Here is a 19,947-nt window from a genome sequence, read left to right as displayed (position 1 = left end):
GTTCGATCAGATCTTTTTCTTCGGTCCGATCATCATGACCATCTGGCGGCCTTCGAGGCGGGGGAAGGACTCCACCACACCGTCTTCGCCGATGTCCGTCTGGACCCGGCGGGCCAGATTCTGGCCGAGGTCCTGATGGGACATTTCACGACCGCGGAAGCGGATCGTGACCTTGACCTTGTCGCCTTCTTCCAGGAATTCGCGCATCTTGCGCAGCTTGATCTGGTAGTCGCCCTCGTCGGTGACGGGACGGAACTTCACTTCCTTGATCTCTACCTGCTTCTGCTTCTTCTTGGCAGCCGAGGCCTTCTTCTGGGCTTCGAACTTGAACTTGCCGTAATCCATGATCTTGCAGACCGGCGGATCGCCGTTCGGCTGGATTTCGACGAGATCCATGCCCAGCTCTTCAGCGGCCTTGATGGCGTCATCAGTCCGCATGATTCCGAGCTGCTCGCCTTCCGCGCCAAGCACGCGGACCTGCGGGACACGGATGTCTCTGTTCTTGCGATTGCCCTTGTTATCGGTCGTAGCGATACCGCTATCCTCCAGAAGAATGATCCAAATACCGGACCCCCGCTCAGCGGCGGGTCTCGGCTTCCAAACGTTCGACGAACTGGGCCACGGTCATGCTGCCGAGGTCCTCGCCGCCGCGGGTACGTACGGAGATGGTACCCGTTTCTTTCTCGCGATCACCGACCACGATCAGATAAGGCACCTTCTGCAACGTGTGCTCGCGGATTTTATATCCGACTTTTTCGTTGCGCAAATCGGCGTTTACCCTGAACCCTTGTCCGACAAGGGCTTGGGCCACGTCCTGCACGTAATCGGCCTGGGCGTCCGTAATGCTGAACGCAACTGCCTGAATGGGGGCGAGCCAGGTCGGAAGCAAGCCCGCGTGGTGCTCGATCAGGATGCCGATGAATCGCTCCATCGAGCCGACGATGGCCCGGTGCAGCATGACCGGGTGCTGGCGCTGGCTGTTCTCGTCCACGTACTCGGCGCCCAGACGCTCGGGCATCATGAAATCGACCTGCATCGTGCCCACCTGCCAGGCGCGGCCGATGGAGTCCTTCATGTGGTACTCGATCTTGGGACCGTAGAAGGCGCCCTCACCCGGCAGTTCCTCCCACTCGACGCCAGCCGCCTGCAGAGCCGCCCGCAGGGCGTGCTCGGCCTTGTCCCAGACCTCGTCGGCACCGATGCGCTTGTCGGGACGCAGGGCGATCTTCATGGCGATGTCGCTGAACCCGAAGTCCTCGTAGACCTTCATGGCCTGGGCGTGGAAGGCCGCGACTTCGCCCTCGATCTGCGCCGGGGTGCAGAAGATGTGGCCGTCGTCCTGCGTGAAGGCACGCACGCGCATGATGCCGTGCAGCGCGCCCGAGGGCTCATTGCGGTGACAGCCGCCGAACTCGCCGTAGCGGATCGGCAGGTCGCGGTAGCTGTGCAGGTTGGTGTTGAAGATCTGGATGTGGCCCGGGCAGTTCATGGGCTTCAGGGCGTACGTGCGCTTCTCCGACTCGGTGAAGAACATGTTTTCCTGGTAGTTGTCCCAGTGGCCGGACTTCTTCCACAGGCTGACGTCCATGATCTGCGGACCACGGACCTCCTGGTAACCGCTCTTCTTGTACACGCCGCGGACGTACTGCTCGACGGCCTGCCAGATCGCCCACCCCTTCGGGTGCCAGAAGATCATGCCCGGCGCCTCTTCCTGCATGTGGAAGAGGTCGAGCTGCTTGCCGATGCGGCGGTGGTCGCGCTTTTCGGCTTCCTCCAGTTGCAGCAGGTAGGCCTTGAGGTCCTTGTCGTTCAGCCACGACGTACCGTAGATGCGCGTCAGCATCTCGTTGTTGGAATCGCCGCGCCAGTAGGCGCCGGCAACCTTCATCAGCTTGAACGCGCGGAGCTTGCCCGTGTTGGACACGTGCGGCCCGCGGCAGAGATCGGTGAACTCACCCTGCGTGTAGAGCGAAAGCTCTTCGTTCGCTGGGATGCTCTCGATGATCTGGGCTTTGTACTCTTCACCCAGGCCGCGGAAGAACGTGATCGCCTCGTCGCGGCTCTTGACCGAGCGCGTGACCGGAATCTGTTCCTTGACGATTTTTTCCATCTCGGCCTGGATGGTCTCCAGGTCGTCCGGCGTAAACGGGCGCTCGTAGGCGAAATCGTAGAAGAAGCCGTTGTCGATGACCGGGCCGATCGTGACCTGCGCGCCGGGGAACAGGCGCTGCACGGCCTGACCCAGAAGGTGGGCCGTGGAGTGACGCAGGATATCCAGCGCCTCGGGGCTCTTTTCGGTGACGATCTCGAGGGCGGCGTCGTGATCGATCGTGAAGCTGGCATCGACCAGCTTGCCGTCGACCTTGCCCGCGAGGGTGGCCTTGGCGAGGCCGGCACCGATCGAGGCGGCGACGTCCTGCACGGATACGGGGTGATCGAACGGCCGCTGGCTGCCGTCGGGTAGCGTGATCTGGATCATGAATGCGAATTCCGGACAAACAAAAAGGGCGCCATGCGCCCTTCGACAATGACGAAGACGTGGCGGGAGGTCAGATTGAAGAGCGCGTAGTCCGCATGTCGCACACTCGGCCAGCGTTGCCGCGGGCCACCTTCGTCGGTTGGATACCCGTAAAAGCTAGATCAGGGGCGCTGCCGTGTCAATCCGGGCGTCCGCTACAATGGGCGACTCGCTCCACTGGCAGGACATCCCCATGCGCATCCTGGTCACCGGCACCGCCGGCTTCGTCGGCTCGGCCCTCGCCGAGCGCCTCCTTGCGCGCGGCGATACCGTGCTGGGATTCGACAATCACAACGATTACTACGACCCGGGCCTGAAAGAGGCACGCGTCGCCCGTTTCGTGGATCACCCGAATTACACCCACGTCCGCGCCGACCTCGCCGGGCAGGCGGCCGTGGACAAGGCTTTCGCGGAGTTCCAGCCCGAGCGCGTGGTCAACCTGGCCGCGCAGGCCGGCGTGCGCTATTCGCTGACCCACCCGCATGCTTACGTGCAGAGCAACCTGGTCGGCTTCGTCAACATCCTCGAGGCCTGCCGTCGCCACGCCGTGGGGCATCTGGTCTATGCCTCGTCCAGTTCGGTGTACGGCGCGAACCGGAAGATGCCGTTCGCCGTCGAGGATGCCGTGGACCATCCGGTCAGCCTTTACGCCGCCACCAAAAAATCCAACGAGCTGATGGCGCATACCTATAGCCATCTCTTCGGATTGCCCACGACGGGCCTGCGCTTCTTCACCGTGTATGGCCCATGGGGTCGTCCGGACATGTCGCCGATCCTCTTCGCCAACCGCATCGTGCGCGGCGAGGCGATCGACGTGTTCAATCACGGAAATCACAGCCGCGATTTCACTTACATCGACGATATCGTCGAGGGGGTGATCCGTACGCTGGACCATCCGGCGCAGCCTGACCCCACCTACGATCCCGTGGATCCGCATGCGGGAAGTTCGGCGGCTCCGTATCGCGTCTACAACCTGGGCAACGATGAGCCCGTGCAGCTGCTCGATTTCATCGGCCTGCTGGAGAAGCACCTCGGGCGGACGGTGGAGAAGCGACTGTTGCCGATGCAGCCGGGCGATGTACCGGATACCTGGGCCGACGTATCGGCGATTCGCCGGGATGTGGGTTACGCACCATCGACGTCGATCGACGAGGGGCTGCGGAAGTTCGCCGAGTGGTACAAGGACTTTTACAAGGTCGGATGATCAGATAAGACGACGCAACAGTCCGGAGGCGCGGCGGGTCTTGCGAGCGATGGCATAGCCGAGGATGTCGGCCGATGCCAGCAGGGTGAATGCCTTCCGCGCCCGCGTCACACCGGTGTAGACGAGTTCGCGTGTGAGGACGGGAGACGGTTCGGGCGGCAAAGCGAGCGCGGTGTGCTCGAATTCCGAGCCCTGCGATTTGTGCACGGTCATGGCGAATACCGTATCGACGGCGGAGAGGCGGCTCGGAACCACGAAACGGATGCGCTCGCCCGCCTGCTCGTCCGCGACGGAGAACGCCACGCGCAACGCCATGGCGCCCTGCCCATCCGGCACCCAGAGCGTCACACCCACGTCGCCGTTCATGAGGCCCAGCGCGTAGTCGTTGCGCGTCACCATGACGGGACGGCCTTCGTACCAGCCCGTGACGGCATCGATCAGGCCACGCTCGAGCAGTCCTCTGGCGATACGTTCGTTTTGCGCGTCGACGCCGGTGTCGCCATGGCGGGTAGCGCACAGCAGCTGAAAGCGCGCGTACGCCGCGAGTGCTCCGGCGCCCCACGCCTCGAAATCAGCGAACGCCGCATCGAGCGCAGGCCGTCGCTTTTCGATCCAGTCCAGATAATGCCGGTATCCCGGTGCCTGCCCGCGCCCCTCGATGGCCAGGCTGGCGATGGCGGACGTCGATGGCGGAAGCATCGCGACATCACCCGACGCGGCGGAAAAACTGGCCATCGCGCCGGCCATCTCACCCCGATTTATCCCGAGCGCCAGTGCGCCGATGCCACTGTCGGCACCAAAGCGGCGACTGCGACGAAGCATGGTGACCTGCTGGTCGAGCGGCCGGGCGTCGTCTTCGACGGTCCAGGCGGTGACGTCCACACCGGCCACCTCGCTCAACCACTCGCGCGTACGCTCGTCGTAGTGCCCGCGGTCGGCGCGCGCGCAGAGGTCGCCGAGGACGGCGCCCGCCTCCACCGACGAGAGCTGATCCTTGTCGCCCAGGAGAATGAGGCGCGCCTGCGGAGGCAAGGCATCGAGCGTCGCGGCCATCATTTCGAGGTCGATCATCGACGCCTCGTCGATGACGAGCACATCGAGGTGAAGCGGATTATCGGCATCGTGGCGGAACCGCCGACTGTCCGGACGACTGCCCAGCAGACGATGCAAGGTCGTCACTTCCGCGGGGATCGCCTGCTTCACCGCCTCATCGACCCGCAACTGCTCGATCTGCAGGGAAATGGACGCGTTCAGTCGCGCCGCCGCCTTGCCGGTCGGCGCCGCCAGACGAATACGCAGGCGCGGCTGACCGGCGCGATGCGCGATCGTCTGGAGCAGCCCGAGCAAGCGGATGACCGTCGTGGTCTTGCCGGTGCCCGGCCCACCCGTGATGACGGCAAATGCGGCGCGCGCCGCGATGGCACACGCGATTTTCTGCCAGTCGGGACCGTCGTCACCGGCGGGAAACAGCCGGTCGAGTTCCGCGGCCAGATCATCCGGGATCGCCACCCGCGTCAGACGACTCATGATCGATTCGGCCACCCGCGCTTCGTCACGCCAGAAACGGCGCAGGTAGAGCAGGTGTCCGTCGAGCACCAGCGGTGCGGCCGGATCGCCTTCGGGCCCCGCCACCAGCGGAGACATGGCGAGCGCGGCGTCGACGCCTGCCAGCGCGTCGCCGTCTTCCGCCCAGTCGCGTACGTCGACACAGATATGTCCGTCGCCGAGCTCGCGACTCAGCAGCGCAGCCGCCAGGAGGACCCGGCGGTCACCCTCCGGGTCCAGCGTGAGGAGAAAACGGGCGAAAGCACGGTCGACCGCCCGGAGGCGGCCTTCCGCCACCCCGGTGTCGAGCCAGCCGATGGCGTCGACCAGACTGACCTCGGTCGTCATGCGACGCCTCCTTCGAAAAGCGCATCCAGCGCGTCGATCATGGCCCGGGGCGGCCGTTCGACGTGCACACCGTGACCTCGGCCATCCACGCCCCGCAGGTACAGGTAGACCGCTCCGCCGATGTGGGTGTCGTAGTCGTAGACGTCGCCGAGGCGCGCACGCAGCTGGCGATGCAGGGCAAGGAGATAGAGCGCGTATTGCAGTTCGTAGCGCGCGTCGAGGATGGAGCGACGCATGGCCTCGGGCGTGTACGACGCCTCATCCGGCCCCAGCCAGTTGGATTTGTAATCGGCGACGTACCAGCGCCCCTCGTGTTCGACGATGAGATCGATAAAGCCCTTGAGCATGCCATTGACGCGGTCGGCGGCGAGCGCGGGACGGGCCGCGCCTTCCAGCGTATGCGTCCGGACGATACGGTCCAGTGCGAGGGTATCGACACCCTTCGCCTCGAACAGGAACTCGAGTTCCGCGCGATAACGGGCGGGGTCGTCAAGCGCACCCAGTGTCAGTGAACCCCCGTCCGGCAGCGGAAGCGGCGTGGCCAGCAACACGAGCAACCAGTCGGTCAGAAGGTCGATGGCATGCGACCAGCCACGCCGTTCGCAACGACGCGCGACCATGTCGCGCAGGCGCGCGGGATCGGCGGCAATCGTGGCGAATCCTTCTTCAGCGATCCATTCGAGCAGGTCGTGGAGAAAGGTACCGGCTTCCGCGCCGCGCTCGAACCCGTGGATGCCGCCGCCCGCGACCGGGGCGGGCACCGCCATCGGCTCGGCCGTGTATTCGACGATGACGTCGTCGGTGGCCGTTTCCGGAGCGACGATCTCATCTTCCGCGTGTCGCAGCGCGCTGTAGCTTGCGATCCACCAGCGCTCCGCGCGCGAGGCGCGCGCCGTCCGTGCAGGCAGGGGACGCTCGATCCGCGGGGGCGGTGTGTAAGGACGGTCCTCGGGCGCGGGCATATAGTCGATGTTGATGAAGGGCTTGCCGTCGGCAAGGCGGCGCAACAGCCCCTCGATGGCGCCGTTGTCGATTTCAGCGCCGCCCGTCAGGAGGTGCCCCAGCGCCGCCTTGTGCAGCTGGGGTTTTTTCGCCGCCTGATGACTGACCGGCGCGACGCCGACCCAGCAGGCATGGCGGGCACGCGTCAGCGCGACGTAGAGCAGGCGAAGGTCCTCCTGCAGTGCGGCGCGCTCGGCGGCGTCCTTCGCATCACGCACGGAATCACCAGCCCCCTCCTGACTGGCCGACAGCAACTCGAGCTGCGCGCCGGTGCCGTCGTGATAGCGGTAGCCCTGCCCCGCCCGGACGCCCGCGGCGGCGGAGGCGAACGGCAGGAATACCAGGGGGTACTCGAGACCTTTCGACTTGTGAATGGTGACGACCTTGACCAGATCGTCGTCGCTTTCCAGCCGTACGATCTGATCGTCCCCGGAGTGCGTCGACGTATCGGCGATACGTTCGGCCAGATGGCGAATCAGCGCCTGCTCGCCGTCGATGGTCGACGACGCCTGCTGGAGCAACTCCGCCAGGTGGAGCAGATTGGTCAGACTTCGTTCGCCGCCCCGTTTTGAAAGCAGTCGTGCCGGCAGGTCGAAGACGTGCAGGAACCGGTGCAGCATGGCAAGCACGCCGCCACGTCGCCACGTCTCCCGCAACTCGAACAATTGCTGGCCGCGATGCTCCCAGTGCCGCTCGTCGACGTTGAGCCGTTCCAGTTCGCCATAGCCCAGGTCGAGGCTGCGCGTGGCCAGCGCGGCGCGCATGGCCGTGTCCGATGACGGCTCCGCCACAGCCCGCAACCAGAGCACGACGTCGTGGGCTTCGATGCCTTCGAGCACGGAATCGCGATCGGAAAGGAACACGCTGCGAACGTTACGTGCGGACAGCGCATCGCGGATTTCGGCCGCTTCGTTGTGACTGCGCACGAGGACGGCGATATCGGCCGGCTTCAAGGGCGTGAGCACACCCTCGCCACCGACGAACCCGCAGTCGCCGCGCTCCGCGGCCGTCAGCAGATCGACGATACGCGTAGCGCACGCGCCAGCCATCTGCTCGCGATAGATCCGGACGCCTACCGGTTGTTCGTCGTCGAGCAGCCAGACCTGGAGTGCGGCGGGTGTCGCACCATCGACGACGAAGCGCTCCGCACGGCCACGCGCCCGCACCGGCACAAAGGGCAGACCCCGGTCGGCGAAGTGGAAGGCGCCCGTCGCGTGCGCTTCCGCGTGGCCGAACACGGCGTTGACCGCCGCCACCATGCCTTCGCTGGAACGGTGGTTCGTATCCAGGCTGTAGTGTGGCGCGACCGCCTCCGCACGCGCGGCGAGATACGTCTGGATGTCGGCGCCGCGGAATGCGTAGATCGCCTGCTTGGGATCGCCGATGAGCAACAGCCCCGTCTCTTCCCGGACAGCGTAAATGCCGCGGAATATCCGGTATTGCAGCGGGTCGGTATCCTGAAACTCGTCGATCAGCGCCAGGGGAAACTGCCGGGCGATGGTGTCGGCGACACCGGCGCCCGCGTCCGACGCGAGTGCCTGATCGAGGCGCAGCAGCAGGTCGTCGAATCCGATCTGCGCGCGACGGCGCTTCTGCGCGGCGAAGCGCTCGCGCACCCAGACGAGGGCATCCGCCAGTACGAGGTGTCTGATACTAACCTTGCCTGCCTGCCACTCGTGCCAGTGCTCCAGCGCCGCGAAAGCGGGATGTTCCGGCCGGCTCTTACCCTTGCCGGTGGCCCGGCCCAGGCGCGTTACCGAATAACGGGCGATATCGAAGTCGGCCCGATCCGCGCCTTCGGCCCAGCGCCGCATGGCGGCGAGGTCGGCGGGCATGCGGTCGGGCTTGTACCAGCCGTTATGCAGAATCTTGTCGCGCACGGCATCGCCGATGATGGATTCGATGCGTTCGCGATCCGCCAGCCAGCTGCGCGCGGCCTCCTCGTTTCGACGCCGGTCTTCCTCGTCCCACGCCGCGCGCTCGGCCAGCGCGGCATCGGTATCGCCACCAGGCGCGAGCACCTCACCATTGACGCGCAAGGTCGCCTCGCCACCGAACAACAGCGGTCGCAGCGCACGGGCGAGCGCATCGGGGGTACGCCACTCTTCCAGAATCGGCGCAAGCCGGGCCTCGTCGAGAGGATAGAACGCCTTGCGCCAGTAATCGCGAACGCACTCGGCGAGCAGCTCGCTCTCGTCAGGCTCGAGCGTCTGCGCGAAGGCGTGACCGCTGCCGAACGCGTGCTGCACCAGCATGCGCTGGCTCCAGCCGTGGATGGTGAAGATCGCCGCCTCGTCCATCCACTGGGCCGCGAGGTCGAGCCGACGCGCGCATGCGCCGTGCAGATCCGGCGCGTACGCCTCCAGCAATTCGCCGAGAAAAGGCTCCGCCGCGTGTCCCGTGCGGAACGCGGCCGCGGCCTCGACGAGACGCGCCCGGATACGCTCACGCAGTTCCTGCGTCGCGGCCTCGGTAAACGTGACGACCAGAATCTGTGGTGGAAGCAAAGGCTGCGCCAGTCCGTGACCGAGCACCGCGCGCACGTAAAGCGCAGCGATCGTCCAGGTCTTGCCGGTGCCGGCGCTCGCCTCGATCAGGCGTACCCCGTCCAGGGGCATCGAGAGGGGCCGCAGGGGCTGTATATCGATGCTCACGACCGGTCCACCCGCAACAGACCGAGAAGATCGCGGTAGGGCTGCAACCAGCCAGAGAAGCCCGCCTGCGCCAGGGCATCGAAGTTCGGCCAGGCACGTGTCAGATAGGGGTCGCCGTCGACTTCGCCACGCGCGCGATCGTGTACGCCGTCATAGGCGGTTCGTGCCGCCTGCAGGGCACCGTCCTCCGGCGCGGAAAGCGCCGCGATCGCCGTGCGCGCGGCGACCGGCAAGGGCGTACGCATGCCTTCGCGCCAGGCCTTCACCAGGGTGTGCAGCATCGCGGTGGCGGGATCGAGCGGGACGGGAGCGAGGACGATCGTCGCGTCCGGTCCGACATACCGCGTCTCGACGGCCAGACCCGCTGCCTGCGCCACGAGGTGATCGATCCAGGGCATGACCAGCCGGTGCGCACGCGGGCTGCCGTCCACATCCAGCACGTTCGACGGCGACAGGAGAAACGACGCGAGGTCGCCCTGCTCGTTCGCGCGCAGATCGGCGAGCCAGTCCTCGATGATCACGCCATCCACTTCGACACGAATCTCGCGTTTACCGGCATCGACCGGCCATGCGCGGCGCTCGGTGACGAACCTGCCGAATACCGCGGAAGCCGCCGCCGTCAGATCCCTGCGCACGGGGGCGGCAAAGGCCCCCATCGGCAACAGGCCGCTGCGTTGAAGACGCGACGCGGCCGCATCGATCGCACCCGTGGCGTCACGCTCGTCGTGAAGGGCTGCACGCAGCAACGTATCGGTCATGCCGAAGCGACCGAGCGCATCGACCGCAAATGGCTCCAGGTCATCGCCCGCGACGTCCGCCAGTTCGAACCGCACGCCCAGCCTTGCCTGGAAAAACTCTCTGACGGGGTGACGAAGAAACCGGCGAAGCACCGCCAGGCCGACCGGACGCTCGACCGCCAGAGCGGGAAGTTCGACGTGGTCCGCATGCGGCGCCGCGTCGTGCGCCTGACGCCATTCGCTGGCGTAGGTGAACAACCGCGCATCGCCCTCGCGAAAGTAGGCGCGACTGAACGGCTGCAGCGGGTGCTCGACGGAGAGCCGGTTCAGCAGGGTCTCCCCGACGGACGACGCGCGCCAGGCCGTGGCCAGGTAGTCGCGCAGCTGGCCCACCAGCACCGAGGGCGCGCGCTCGCTGTTGTCGCGGGCGCTGCGCGCCACCCAGCCGATGTGCAACGCATCGCGTGCCGAAAGCAACGCTTCGAGGAACAGGTAACGATCGTCCTCGCGCCGCGATCGGTCGCCGGGGCGCCAGGCGCCGGCGCGCGACATCAGGTCGAAGTCCATCGGCGGCCGCGCGCGCGGGTAGTCGCCGTCGTTCATGCCGAGCAGACAGACCACGCGGAACGGAATGGCGCGCATCGGCATCAGGGTGCCGAAGCTCACCGCGCCAGCGAGGAATCGCTTCGACAGGCCGGCGTCGTCGAATTGCCCGAGCCAGGCCTCGCGAACGACGTCCACCGGGAGCGCCTCGTCGAAAGCGGCTTCGGCGCAGGCACCCTCCCACACGTCGAGGGCGTCGAGCAGGCGCTCGACCAGCTTCGCATCGTCGGCATCGGAACGGTCGAAGAAGTCGTCCAGAAGCTGGCGCAGGCGTGTGGCCCACACCGTCGGCGGTGCGGGATCCGCCATGTGACGCCAGTGACGGCCGAGCGCGTCGAGCAGGTCGGCGAGCGGGCCCACGAGCGCCGCGTCGAGACCACCCACCTCGTCGAACGGCTCGATGTCGCCCCATGCCTCGCCGGCACCGACCGCGTAGCCCAGGAGCATGCGACGCAGCCCGAACGTCCACGTGTTCTGCCCGAGCGCCGGCAAACCCAGTGAACCGCGCTGAGCGGCGTCCAGTCCCCAGCGAATCCCCGCGCCCTCGATCCAGCGGTGAAGCAACGGCAGGTGATCTTCCTTCAATCCGAAACGGCGACGCACCGACGGAACGTCGAGCAGGTCGGCCATCTCCCCTGCCGCGAAGCGCGACTCGGTCATGCCCATGAGCATGTCGAGCGCCATGACGAGGGGAACGGTGCCGCGCGCCGCGCGATCGGCGACGCTGAAGGGTATGAAGCGCGGATCGTCGCGCGGCACGCGCCCGAAGACCGCATCGATATGCGGGCCATAGGTTTCGATGTCGGGCACCATCACGATGACGTCGCGGGGCAGAATGGGATCGCCCCGGTCCGCCGACGCCTCGAAACGCGCGAGCAGCTGATCGTGAAGGATCTCCACTTCGCGCTGGGGACCGTGGGCGAGATGGAAAACGATGGACGTGTCGTCCGTCGCGACGGGCCGCGGTTCGGCCGGTAGCGGTTCGAGGTCGAGAATCGCTGCCTGCACCTGGCCGAGCAAGGTGTCGGAGGCAGGCTCGGCGAACAGGTCGATCCGCTGATCCCACGCCGTGAAGCGCTCACGGTAACTTTCGGGATGATCGAATTCATCAAGGAGACGAATGTAATCCCGGCCCTGCTTGCCCCAGGCCGCCAGCAGCGGATTGGCATAGAGATGCATGTCGGCGTCGGACGGCAGAGCCGGCATGCCCGGCTTCGCTTCCTGCCGGCGACGCTCGGCGCGAAGGAGCTCGCGGTCGTCGACGATATCGGCCCAGTAGTGCCGACAGGGGTTCATGACCACGAGAACGACCTGCGACCAGCGCGCCAGTGCGGAAAGCGCTTCGAGCGTCTGTCGCGGCAGCGTGGACATGCCGAATACGACGATGCGCCGCGGAAGCGCCGGGGGCCTCTCGCTCGCGGCGGCCACGGCGCGCAGGAATCGCTCATGCACCGCGGCGCGATGACCGTCGGCCTCCCCTGGCCCTACATCGTCGAGCAGGCGACGCCAGAGCAGGGCCTGCCACCGATCGCCCTCGGCCATTGCCGGCGCCGCGCCACGCGCGTCACGCAGCACATCGCGTCCAGCGGCCCAGTCGTCGAGCCAGTCGGCGCGATACACCTGATAGCCGTCATAGAGATCGGCGAGTCGCTCGGCGAGCTGGTGGCATTTGCGCGCGTCGCCATCCGAACCAAGGAATGCGGCCAGGGGCGCGAACCCGTCCTCGCCCGCCAGCGACGGCAGCAGCCGCATCAGTCGCCAGACGAGCCGCGACTTGTCGAACGGCGATTCGGGCGGTACCGCGTCCTTGCCGAGCACGGCGCGATACGCCACCCATAGGAAACGACCCGGCAACTGCACGTTGACGGCGGCGGCGATTCCGAGGCCACCGTCTTCGACCGCGCGCGCCAGCGCCAGACGGAACCACTGCGCGATACCGTTGGACTGGACGAGGACCCACTCGTCTTCCAGCGGGCGCAACGGTGCACGACGAAGCCACGCGACCAGAACGTCACGCAGCTCTTCCAGTCGGTTGCCATGCAGGACCATGAGGCCCGGGGCGACGTCGTTCCCAGCGCTCAAGGTCGGACTCCGGTGAACAAGGGGGCGGCACGAAAGCTCAGAACGGTTTCCCGACCACGAGGTAGACGATGCCGAGCAGCACGAGCACAGGCAGTTCGTTGAAGATGCGCAACGTTCTGGAGGGCGGCAGCGCCCCGCCCGCCATGCTCCGCTTCAGGAGACGCCCCGACCAGATGTAATACGCCAGCATGACGGCGACCAGCGCGAGCTTGGCGTGCAGCCAGGCGCCGTAGATATGAAAATAGAACCACAGCACGAGCCCGAAGAGAACGGCCATGCCAAACATGCCGTGGCCGAACTTATAGAGCCGCCGACCCATCAGTTCGAGCCGCGCTTTTACGGCCGGCTCGTTGCCCGCCTCGACGATGTTGATCAGGATTCGGGGCAGGTAGAACACCGTCGCCATCCAGGCGATGACGAAGACGATGTGCAGGGATTTGATCAGCAGGTAGCCCACGGATGCCGCTCCACTGGAAATAGCGTGAGTGTAGCGACTCTCCGTCGCGGCGACCGGCGGCGTGAGGACGCATCGATGCCACGACACTTACGCCCATAAGCCCTGGAACCGACGGGCCGCGCCGGGAAGTGCCGCAGGCGTCGCACGCGATAGCGAGGATCCGGAAAACAGGCACAAAAAAAGGAGCCTCAGGCTCCTTTTTTCAGCTTCTTCGTGCCACTTCCACAAAAGAAAGTGGTGGGCGGTACAAGGATCGAACTTGTGACCCCTACCATGTCAAGGTAGTGCTCTACCGCTGAGCTAACCGCCCGAAGAGCTGCGCAGTTTACCGACGCCCGCACGCGTCTGCAAGAGGTTCGGGTGAAATATTTCACCCGAAGCTTTCCGGCGGCTCAGCGCAGGGCGCGCTCACGCAGCTTGTGGATCTCATCGCGGAGCTTACCCGCCTCCTCGAACTCGAGGTTCTGGGCGTGCTTGTACATGCGGGTCTCCAGCTTCTTGATCGTGGAGCCCACCTGCTCCGGCGTCAGCGAGCCGTAGTCGGCCTGTTCCTCGGCGACCTTCTTCGCTTCCTTGCCCTTGCGCCCCTTACCGCCTCGCGAGCCCAGATCCGAGCGAGCCCCCTCCATGATGTCCGCGATGCGGCGGACGACGGTCGTCGGGGTGATGCCGTTGGCCGTGTTGTACTCGATCTGCTTTTCCCGGCGGCGGGCCGTTTCCTCCATCGCCTCCTTCATCGACCCCGTGATGGTGTCGCCATAAAGGATGGCCTTGCCACGCACGTTACGGGCTGCCCGGCCGATGGTCTGAATCAGCGAACGGTTCGAGCGCAGGAAACCTTCCTTGTCCGCATCCAGAATCGCCACCAGCGAGACCTCGGGCATGTCGAGGCCCTCACGAAGCAGGTTGATGCCTACCAGCACGTCGAACTCACCCAGACGCAGGTCACGGATGATCTCCGTGCGCTCGACCGTATCGATATCGGCATGCAGATAGCGCACGCGCACGTCGTGCTCGGACAGGTAGTCGGTGAGGTTTTCCGCCATACGCTTGGTCAGGGTGGTCACCAGCACCCGGTCGCCCATCGCCACGCGCTTGTGAATCTCACCAAGCAGATCGTCGACCTGGGTGCGCACCGGACGCACTTCGACCTCGGGATCGATCAGGCCCGTCGGACGGACGACCAGCTCGACGATGTTGTCGTCGGAGCGATCGAGCTCGTACTTCGCCGGTGTCGCCGATACGTAGATCGCACGCGGCGCCCTGCGCTCCCACTCCTCGAAACGCAGCGGACGGTTGTCCATCGCCGACGGCAGACGGAAGCCGAATTCCACAAGGGTTTCCTTCCGCGAGCGGTCGCCCTTGTACATGGCGCCCAGCTGCGGCACGGTGACGTGCGACTCGTCCACGACCATCAGCGCGTCCGGCGGCAGGTAGTCGAACAGGGTCGGTGGCGGCTCGCCGGCACCCCGACGCGTCATATGCCTGGAATAGTTCTCGATGCCCTGACAGAACCCGACCTCCGCCATCATTTCGAGGTCGAATCGCGTGCGCTGCTCCAGCCGCTGCGCCTCGACGAGCTTGTTGTCCCGATACAGCTGCTCCAGACGTTCCGACAGCTCGATCTTGATCGTCTCCATCGCGTTGAGCACGCTCTGGCGGGTGCTGGCGTAATGCGTCTTCGGATAGACGGTATAGCGAGGCACCTTGCGCAGCACTTCACCCGTCAGCGGGTCGAAAAGCGAGAGGTTCTCCACGTCGCCATCGAACAGTTCGATGCGCAGTGCCTCCGCTTCCGATTCCGCCGGAAACACATCGATCACCTCGCCGCGCACGCGATACGTACCGCGCCGCAGCTCCATTTCGTTGCGCACGTACTGCAGTTCGGTCAGCTGCTTGATGAGCGCACGCTGGGCGATATGCTCGCCACGCGACAGGATCAACCGGAGGCTCATATAGTCCTCGGGGTCACCCAGACCGTAGATCGCCGACACCGTCGCCACGATCAGTGAATCGCGGCGTGACAGCAGCGCCTTCGTCGCGGCCAGCCGCATCTGCTCGATGTGGTCGTTGATGCTGGAATCCTTCTCGATGAAGGTGTCCGAGGCAACCACGTAGGCTTCCGGCTGGTAGTAGTCGTAGTAGCTGACGAAATACTCCACGGCGTTGTGCGGGAAGAACTCCTTGAACTCACCGTACAGCTGCGCCGCCAGCGTCTTGTTCGGCGCCAGCACGATGGTCGGCTTCTGGATCTGCTCGACCACGTTGGCGATCGTGTAGGTCTTGCCTGAGCCCGTCACGCCGAGCAGGGTCTGCGCGGCCAGGCCGGACTCGAAACCCTCGGTCAGGCGACGAATGGCCTCGGGCTGGTCGCCGGAGGGCTTGTACGGGGAAACGAGCTGAAAGCGATCGGTCATGGCTGACGATATGCTGGTTCGGAGGTCGAGTTTAAAGCTCCAGCGCCTACACGACGTGACGTCTTCCCCCTGCAGCTGACAGCAGGTGTCAGCAGTCACGATCAGGCGCCCTCCCCACCCGGACGCGAGCCGCCATGCCTCCCTGGCCCCCTAAGGGTTTCACCCTGCCGGAACTGATGACCGTCCTGGCCGTGACGGCCGTGCTTGCCGTGGCCGCGGTATGCGGTGCCGGGGAGGCCATCGGGCGATATCAGCTCAGGGCGACCGGGGACGCCCTTTTCGGTTCTCTGGAGCGGGCCAGGGCCACCGCCATCCGCCGCGGACATTCCACCCGTGTGTGCGCCAGTGCGGATGGGCGGACCTGTTCGTCGGCTTCGGGCTGGAATCATGGCTGGATTTCACGCGACCGGGACGTCCTCGCCCTTTTCGACGCGTCCGACATTGTCCCAGCGCGCATCGCATCCGCACGACACGGCAAGCCGCCCGTGATCGACTTTCAGCCGGATGGAAGCGCCGGCGGCGGCAACCAGCGGATCACCCTCTGCCTGCGCGGCAAGCCGCAGACAGCGCTCAGCATCGTCATATCCAACGCGGGTCGCGTCCGGCGCGACACCGCTCCGTCGGACGATGCCACCGCCTGCTCCCGCCGTCCTTCACGAAATGCTTAGAGACGCTTGACAGCCCCCACCGTTATCAACAAAATACGTGGCTCCCCGCCCGAATAGCTCAGCCGGTTAGAGCACTTGACTGTTAATCAGGGGGTCGTTGGTTCGAGTCCAACTTCGGGCGCCAGGTTTTGAAAGGGTCTGCAGCGATGCAGGCCCTTTTCTTTTGTCGGCACGATGTTCGCCTACGGACAAGCGAAAGCTGCGCACCTATAGTCGGGTCTCGCACACACAAGGAGATCGCGCGGACATGGACACCTTTGCCAACGACCGGAATGCAGCCGCGAATGGCGAGTCGACCACCTCCCGAGGTCCATTCCTGACCGACAACACCGCGGCGTCCATCCTGCTCCAGATCAAGGATGCGATTCCGCGCATCGAGACCGAGCTCAGATACCTGACAGACCTGGCAGCGGCGACGAAAAAAGACGTTGACGATCTGAAAACGTGGAAATCGCTGATTTTGGGTGGCGCCGGACTTCTGGCCATGCTGTTCGGGCTCTACAAAGCAGCATCCGGCTCCATCCACGTCACATTCGGAGATAAGCCACCGGTCGCCGCGATGGTTCGGAACGTCTCTTAAGCGTCGGCGCGCCCGACGCCGACTTCGATAAGGCGATTGCCCAGGGCGCTTCGGCCATTCGTCCCATGGAGGAAAAGCCCTGGGGTCAGCGCGTCGGCCATCTGCGTGACCTCAACGGCGTGATCGTCGAGATCTGCTCGCCCATGGGCGCCTGACCGGGCACGACGCGCTTAAAGCGCCATCCCGCCAGCCACCTCGATGCGCTGCCCGTTGACCCAGCGATTCTCGTCACCGAGCAGCGCGGCGATCATCTCGCCGATATCGTCCGGCTGCCCGATCCGCGCAAGCGCCGTGTTCGCGATCACCATCTTCTGCACCTCGGGATTGTCGCGAACCATGCCGCCGCTGAAGTCCGTCGCGATGGCGCCGGGAGCCACCGCGTTCACGGTGATACCGCGCGGACCCAGCTCCTTGGCCATGTACCGTGTCAGTGACTCGACAGCGGCTTTCATTGCGCCGTAGGCGGCCGTCGGTGCGGCCGAGACACGTGCCAGGCCGGACGACAGGTTGACGATGCGTCCACCGTCTCGAATCAGCGGCAGCAAGGTCTGCGAGAGCAGGAACGTACCTTTGAAGTGGACGTTGAACACCGCATCCAGCTCGGCCTCCGTGGTCTCGGCAAACGCCTTGTGCAGCGAGATGCCCGCGTTGTTGACGAGGTAATCGAAGCGATCGGCGCGCAGGGACGACAGCATCGAAGCCAGCTCGGTTGCGAAGAGGCCGAAGGACGACGCCACTCCCACGTCGAGCGGGAGCGCCATGGCCCGCGAACCGAGGTCCGCAACAGCGGCGACCACGGCCTCGGCATCCGCCCGACGGCTCTGGTAGGTGAACACGCTGTCGACGCCGCGCCTGGCAAGGGCGAGCACGGTCGCACGACCCAGGCCACGGCTGCCGCCGGTCACCACCGCGATACGGCGGGCACTGTTATTGTCTTTTGAAGTCATGACGCCATGTCCATCAGGGAAAGAGTCATCACAGCTTAGGCAGACGGGGCGTTGCCCTGAATGCCGGAACCCACCCGCTTCCTGCCCGATCCTGCACGACGATTCCGGAGCCCCCATGCTTGCAGCCCTGCGCGACGCGATTCTTCACCAGACCGATCGCGCCATCGGGCAAAGCCCTCTGTCGACGGGCGTACCGGGCCTTACGTTGCTACGCTCGCCTCGCGAGAAGATGCCCGCCCTGCTGATCTACAAGCCTGCGCTCTGCATCGTCGCCCAGGGGTCCAAATGGGCGCTGTTCGGCGACCGCCACATCGAGTACGGCGCGGGACAGGCGCTGGTCGTCAGTGTGGAAACACCCGCTCTCGGGCGCGTTACCGCCGCCAGTCCGGACGAGCCGTATCTGGGCGCCATCGTGGAATTCGATCTGGGGATACTGCGCGACGTCCTCGTGGCCATCCAGCCGCCGGATGACGGCGACGCGGAAGCAGGCGTATTCGTTGCCGACCTGGACCGCGGAATCGGCGACTGCGTCACCCGGCTCATCCGCCTCATGGACACCCCCGCAGCCATCCCCGTGCTCTATCCGGCCATCATGCGCGAGCTCAGTTACTGGCTGCTCGCAGGGCCACAGGGTGGTGCCATCGCACGACTCGCGTTGGCCAACGAGCATCAGGCCTCGATCATCGGCGCGATCCACGCTCTGCGCGACCGCTACGCGGAAACGGTGAGTGTCGACGACCTCGCCGATATCGCGCGAATGAGCGCGTCCGCGTTCCATCGGCAGTTCAAGCGCATGACCTCGATGACACCGTTGCAGTACCAGAAGCAGCTACGGTTGTTCGAGGCGCGACGGCTGATGCTCGCCGAAAACAGCAACGTGGAAACCACCGCGTACCGCGTCGGCTACGAAAGCGCTTCGCAGTTCAGCCGCGAGTACGCGCGCATGTTCGGGGCGCCGCCGCGGCGCGACGTCGAGCAGCTTCGTAGCAGCGCCGCCTGACCGGCGCGACGATCAGCTGTCGATCTGCGTGATCGAGCAACTGCCGCTGACGATCTCGATCTGCACGGACTTACAGCCGTTGAAATACTCGAGACGATAGCCTTCGAGCCCGCCGGATGACGATTCGATCGGCGTTTCGCGATCTGGCTTACCCGCGACACTGCGAAGGGAAGCCCATTCGCTTCGCTCAGGCACGCGAGACGTTGACATTCCCCGCGACGAACCAGCGCCATAACAGATCCGTACCCTCACGGATGCCGATGCGCGCGGAGCCGGGCACCTCATCGGGAGGCGGCGTGCCATCGTCCAGGATGGTGTAACCGTCTCGCGCCGCGACAAGGTCGATACCGTTCTGCTCGCCGGTAATGCCCATCGCCTGGGTCAGTCGTGCGGGGCCGCTGCACAGTTCGCGATCCTTGCGAATGCGCGGGCGCGCGGCACGCATGCGTTCGATGCCGTCGATGGGTTCCAGCGCGCGAATCAGCACGCCCGAGCCCTCGCCTTCGTCGCCACACACCGTGTTGCAGCACCAGTGCATGCCATAGGTGAAGTACACATACATGTGGCCCGGGGGGCCGAACATCACCGCATTGCGTCGGGTCTTGCCACGAAAGGTATGCGCGGCGGGATCGATCGCTCCGACATAAGCCTCGACCTCGACGATGCGCCCTGCGCGCCCGTCTTCGCTGGCGAGAAGTTTGTTCAGAAGTTGAGGCCCTACCTCGCGTGCATCGCGATGGAAGAAGGATCGCGGAACGATATCCCCAGGCCAACGATGGCGACGAGCCAACTTTAAGGCTCCACCGGCGCGCCGTCGGTATCCGGATCGGGCCCTGGACGCCTTACAGGCTCAGGGTTGTAGGGAGGCGGCGCGGTTCCCGGTGGCACACTGTCGGTGTCGGGAACGGGTCGATGAGGTCGATGCATGACATTCTCCGGTGGTCGGTGCCCGCGTCTGGCGGGCACCGACGACGCGAAGCCCGATCAGAATACGCCGAGCAACCAGCAAATGAGGACGATGGCGAGAATGACGCCGATACCGCCGCTGGGACCGTAGCCCCACGAGCTCGAATAACCCCAGGTCGGAAGACCACCGATGAGGGCGAGAACCAGAACGATGAGCAGGATGGTGACAAGCATGGTGACTCTCCGGGCAGTGGTGCGTGGGAGCCATCGTCGCTTGTG

The 19,947-nt window shown here is 65.4% G+C and carries 15 protein-coding genes and 2 tRNA genes; 5 read left to right on the top strand and 12 right to left on the bottom strand.

Annotated elements, in window-relative coordinates; genetic code table 11:
• Positions 1 to 6 precede the first annotated feature (6 nt).
• Together infC and thrS are read right to left on the bottom strand one after the other, a co-directional pair.
• The gene (gene infC / locus B5X73_RS05360) at positions 7 to 534 is read right to left on the bottom strand and encodes a translation initiation factor IF-3 (protein WP_303048752.1); all 528 of its coding nucleotides are present in this window, start codon (positions 532 to 534) and stop codon (positions 7 to 9) included.
• 43 nt (positions 535 to 577) lie between these two features.
• Complete coding sequence (gene thrS, locus B5X73_RS05355) at positions 578 to 2,479, bottom strand: threonine--tRNA ligase (RefSeq protein ID WP_079520858.1); 1,902 nt, start codon at positions 2,477 to 2,479, stop codon at positions 578 to 580.
• A gap of 232 nt (positions 2,480 to 2,711) precedes the next feature.
• On the opposite strand from thrS, the gene B5X73_RS05350 reads away from it, so the two are divergent.
• A complete protein-coding gene (locus B5X73_RS05350; protein ID WP_079520924.1) occupies positions 2,712 to 3,722 on the top strand; it encodes an NAD-dependent epimerase in 1,011 nt (336 codons plus the stop codon).
• Here the strand turns inward: B5X73_RS05350 and recD are convergent, their stop codons facing one another.
• The 6 genes from recD to uvrB all read right to left on the bottom strand — a co-directional run bounded on the left by recD (position 3,723) and on the right by uvrB (position 15,567).
• Positions 3,723 to 5,615 (bottom strand): exodeoxyribonuclease V subunit alpha, encoded by a 1,893-nt coding sequence (gene recD / locus B5X73_RS05345; RefSeq protein WP_079520857.1) that lies wholly within the window; start codon positions 5,613 to 5,615, stop codon positions 3,723 to 3,725.
• Entirely contained in the window at positions 5,612 to 9,271 is a 3,660-nt protein-coding gene (gene recB / locus B5X73_RS05340) for an exodeoxyribonuclease V subunit beta (protein WP_254857234.1), read from the bottom strand. The genes recD and recB overlap by 4 nt, the downstream gene beginning before the upstream one ends.
• The gene (gene recC, locus B5X73_RS05335; RefSeq protein ID WP_254857233.1) at positions 9,268 to 12,693 is read right to left on the bottom strand and encodes an exodeoxyribonuclease V subunit gamma; all 3,426 of its coding nucleotides are present in this window, start codon (positions 12,691 to 12,693) and stop codon (positions 9,268 to 9,270) included. Before recC ends, recB begins: the two co-directional genes overlap by 4 nt.
• 37 nt (positions 12,694 to 12,730) lie before the next feature.
• A complete protein-coding gene (locus B5X73_RS05330; RefSeq protein WP_036114943.1) occupies positions 12,731 to 13,150 on the bottom strand; it encodes a CopD family protein in 420 nt (139 codons plus the stop codon).
• A 235-nt stretch (positions 13,151 to 13,385) separates the two neighbouring features.
• Positions 13,386 to 13,460 (bottom strand) — tRNA-Val (locus B5X73_RS05325).
• An 82-nt stretch (positions 13,461 to 13,542) separates the two neighbouring features.
• Positions 13,543 to 15,567 carry an excinuclease ABC subunit UvrB gene (uvrB, locus tag B5X73_RS05320; protein ID WP_079520854.1) on the bottom strand — a complete coding sequence of 675 codons (2,025 nt, stop codon included), beginning with the start codon at positions 15,565 to 15,567 and terminating at the stop codon, positions 13,543 to 13,545.
• Between the two features lie 134 nt (positions 15,568 to 15,701).
• On the opposite strand from uvrB, the gene B5X73_RS05315 reads away from it, so the two are divergent.
• The 3 genes from B5X73_RS05315 (at position 15,702) to B5X73_RS05305 (ending at position 16,815) form a co-directional block, all read left to right on the top strand.
• Complete coding sequence (locus B5X73_RS05315) at positions 15,702 to 16,235, top strand: GspH/FimT family pseudopilin (RefSeq protein WP_079520853.1); 534 nt, start codon at positions 15,702 to 15,704, stop codon at positions 16,233 to 16,235.
• A gap of 47 nt (positions 16,236 to 16,282) precedes the next feature.
• Positions 16,283 to 16,359: transfer RNA gene (locus B5X73_RS05310), tRNA-Asn, on the top strand.
• A gap of 123 nt (positions 16,360 to 16,482) precedes the next feature.
• Positions 16,483 to 16,815 (top strand): hypothetical protein, encoded by a 333-nt coding sequence (locus tag B5X73_RS05305; protein ID WP_079520852.1) that lies wholly within the window; start codon positions 16,483 to 16,485, stop codon positions 16,813 to 16,815.
• A gap of 170 nt (positions 16,816 to 16,985) precedes the next feature.
• On the opposite strand, the gene B5X73_RS05300 is transcribed toward B5X73_RS05305, so the two are convergent.
• The gene (locus tag B5X73_RS05300; RefSeq protein ID WP_079520851.1) at positions 16,986 to 17,762 is read right to left on the bottom strand and encodes an SDR family NAD(P)-dependent oxidoreductase; all 777 of its coding nucleotides are present in this window, start codon (positions 17,760 to 17,762) and stop codon (positions 16,986 to 16,988) included.
• Between the two features lie 115 nt (positions 17,763 to 17,877).
• On the opposite strand from B5X73_RS05300, the gene B5X73_RS05295 reads away from it, so the two are divergent.
• Positions 17,878 to 18,762, top strand: coding sequence for an AraC family transcriptional regulator (locus B5X73_RS05295; protein WP_079520850.1), 885 nt, complete (start codon positions 17,878 to 17,880; stop codon positions 18,760 to 18,762).
• Between the two features lie 12 nt (positions 18,763 to 18,774).
• On the opposite strand, the gene B5X73_RS05290 is transcribed toward B5X73_RS05295, so the two are convergent.
• The 3 genes from B5X73_RS05290 to B5X73_RS05280 form a co-directional block, all read right to left on the bottom strand.
• A complete protein-coding gene (locus B5X73_RS05290) occupies positions 18,775 to 18,957 on the bottom strand; it encodes a hypothetical protein (RefSeq protein WP_079520849.1) in 183 nt (60 codons plus the stop codon).
• Entirely contained in the window at positions 18,950 to 19,552 is a 603-nt protein-coding gene (locus tag B5X73_RS05285; RefSeq protein ID WP_079520848.1) for a DNA-3-methyladenine glycosylase, read from the bottom strand. Before B5X73_RS05285 ends, B5X73_RS05290 begins: the two co-directional genes overlap by 8 nt.
• A gap of 194 nt (positions 19,553 to 19,746) precedes the next feature.
• Positions 19,747 to 19,902, bottom strand: a complete 156-nt coding sequence (locus B5X73_RS05280; RefSeq protein ID WP_079520847.1) for a DUF3309 family protein — start codon at positions 19,900 to 19,902, stop codon at positions 19,747 to 19,749.
• Positions 19,903 to 19,947: the final 45 nt, after the last annotated feature.

The organism is Luteibacter sp. 22Crub2.1 (assembly GCF_900167995.1).
In the GTDB taxonomy this organism is placed as follows: domain Bacteria; phylum Pseudomonadota; class Gammaproteobacteria; order Xanthomonadales; family Rhodanobacteraceae; genus Luteibacter; species Luteibacter mycovicinus.
This window is presented reverse-complemented; position numbering and strand designations above follow the sequence as displayed.

Coding starts and splice junctions, on each gene's coding strand:
- B5X73_RS05315 (WP_079520853.1), top strand. CDS start 15,702: ATGCCTCCCTGGCCCCCTAAGGGTTTCACCCTGCCGGAACTGATGACC.
- B5X73_RS05350 (WP_079520924.1), top strand. CDS start 2,712: ATGCGCATCCTGGTCACCGGCACCGCCGGCTTCGTCGGCTCGGCCCTC.
- B5X73_RS05300 (WP_079520851.1), bottom strand. CDS start 17,762: ATGACTTCAAAAGACAATAACAGTGCCCGCCGTATCGCGGTGGTGACC.
- B5X73_RS05295 (WP_079520850.1), top strand. CDS start 17,878: ATGCTTGCAGCCCTGCGCGACGCGATTCTTCACCAGACCGATCGCGCC.
- recD (WP_079520857.1), bottom strand. CDS start 5,615: ATGACGACCGAGGTCAGTCTGGTCGACGCCATCGGCTGGCTCGACACC.
- uvrB (WP_079520854.1), bottom strand. CDS start 15,567: ATGACCGATCGCTTTCAGCTCGTTTCCCCGTACAAGCCCTCCGGCGAC.
- thrS (WP_079520858.1), bottom strand. CDS start 2,479: ATGATCCAGATCACGCTACCCGACGGCAGCCAGCGGCCGTTCGATCAC.
- B5X73_RS05280 (WP_079520847.1), bottom strand. CDS start 19,902: ATGCTTGTCACCATCCTGCTCATCGTTCTGGTTCTCGCCCTCATCGGT.
- B5X73_RS05305 (WP_079520852.1), top strand. CDS start 16,483: ATGGACACCTTTGCCAACGACCGGAATGCAGCCGCGAATGGCGAGTCG.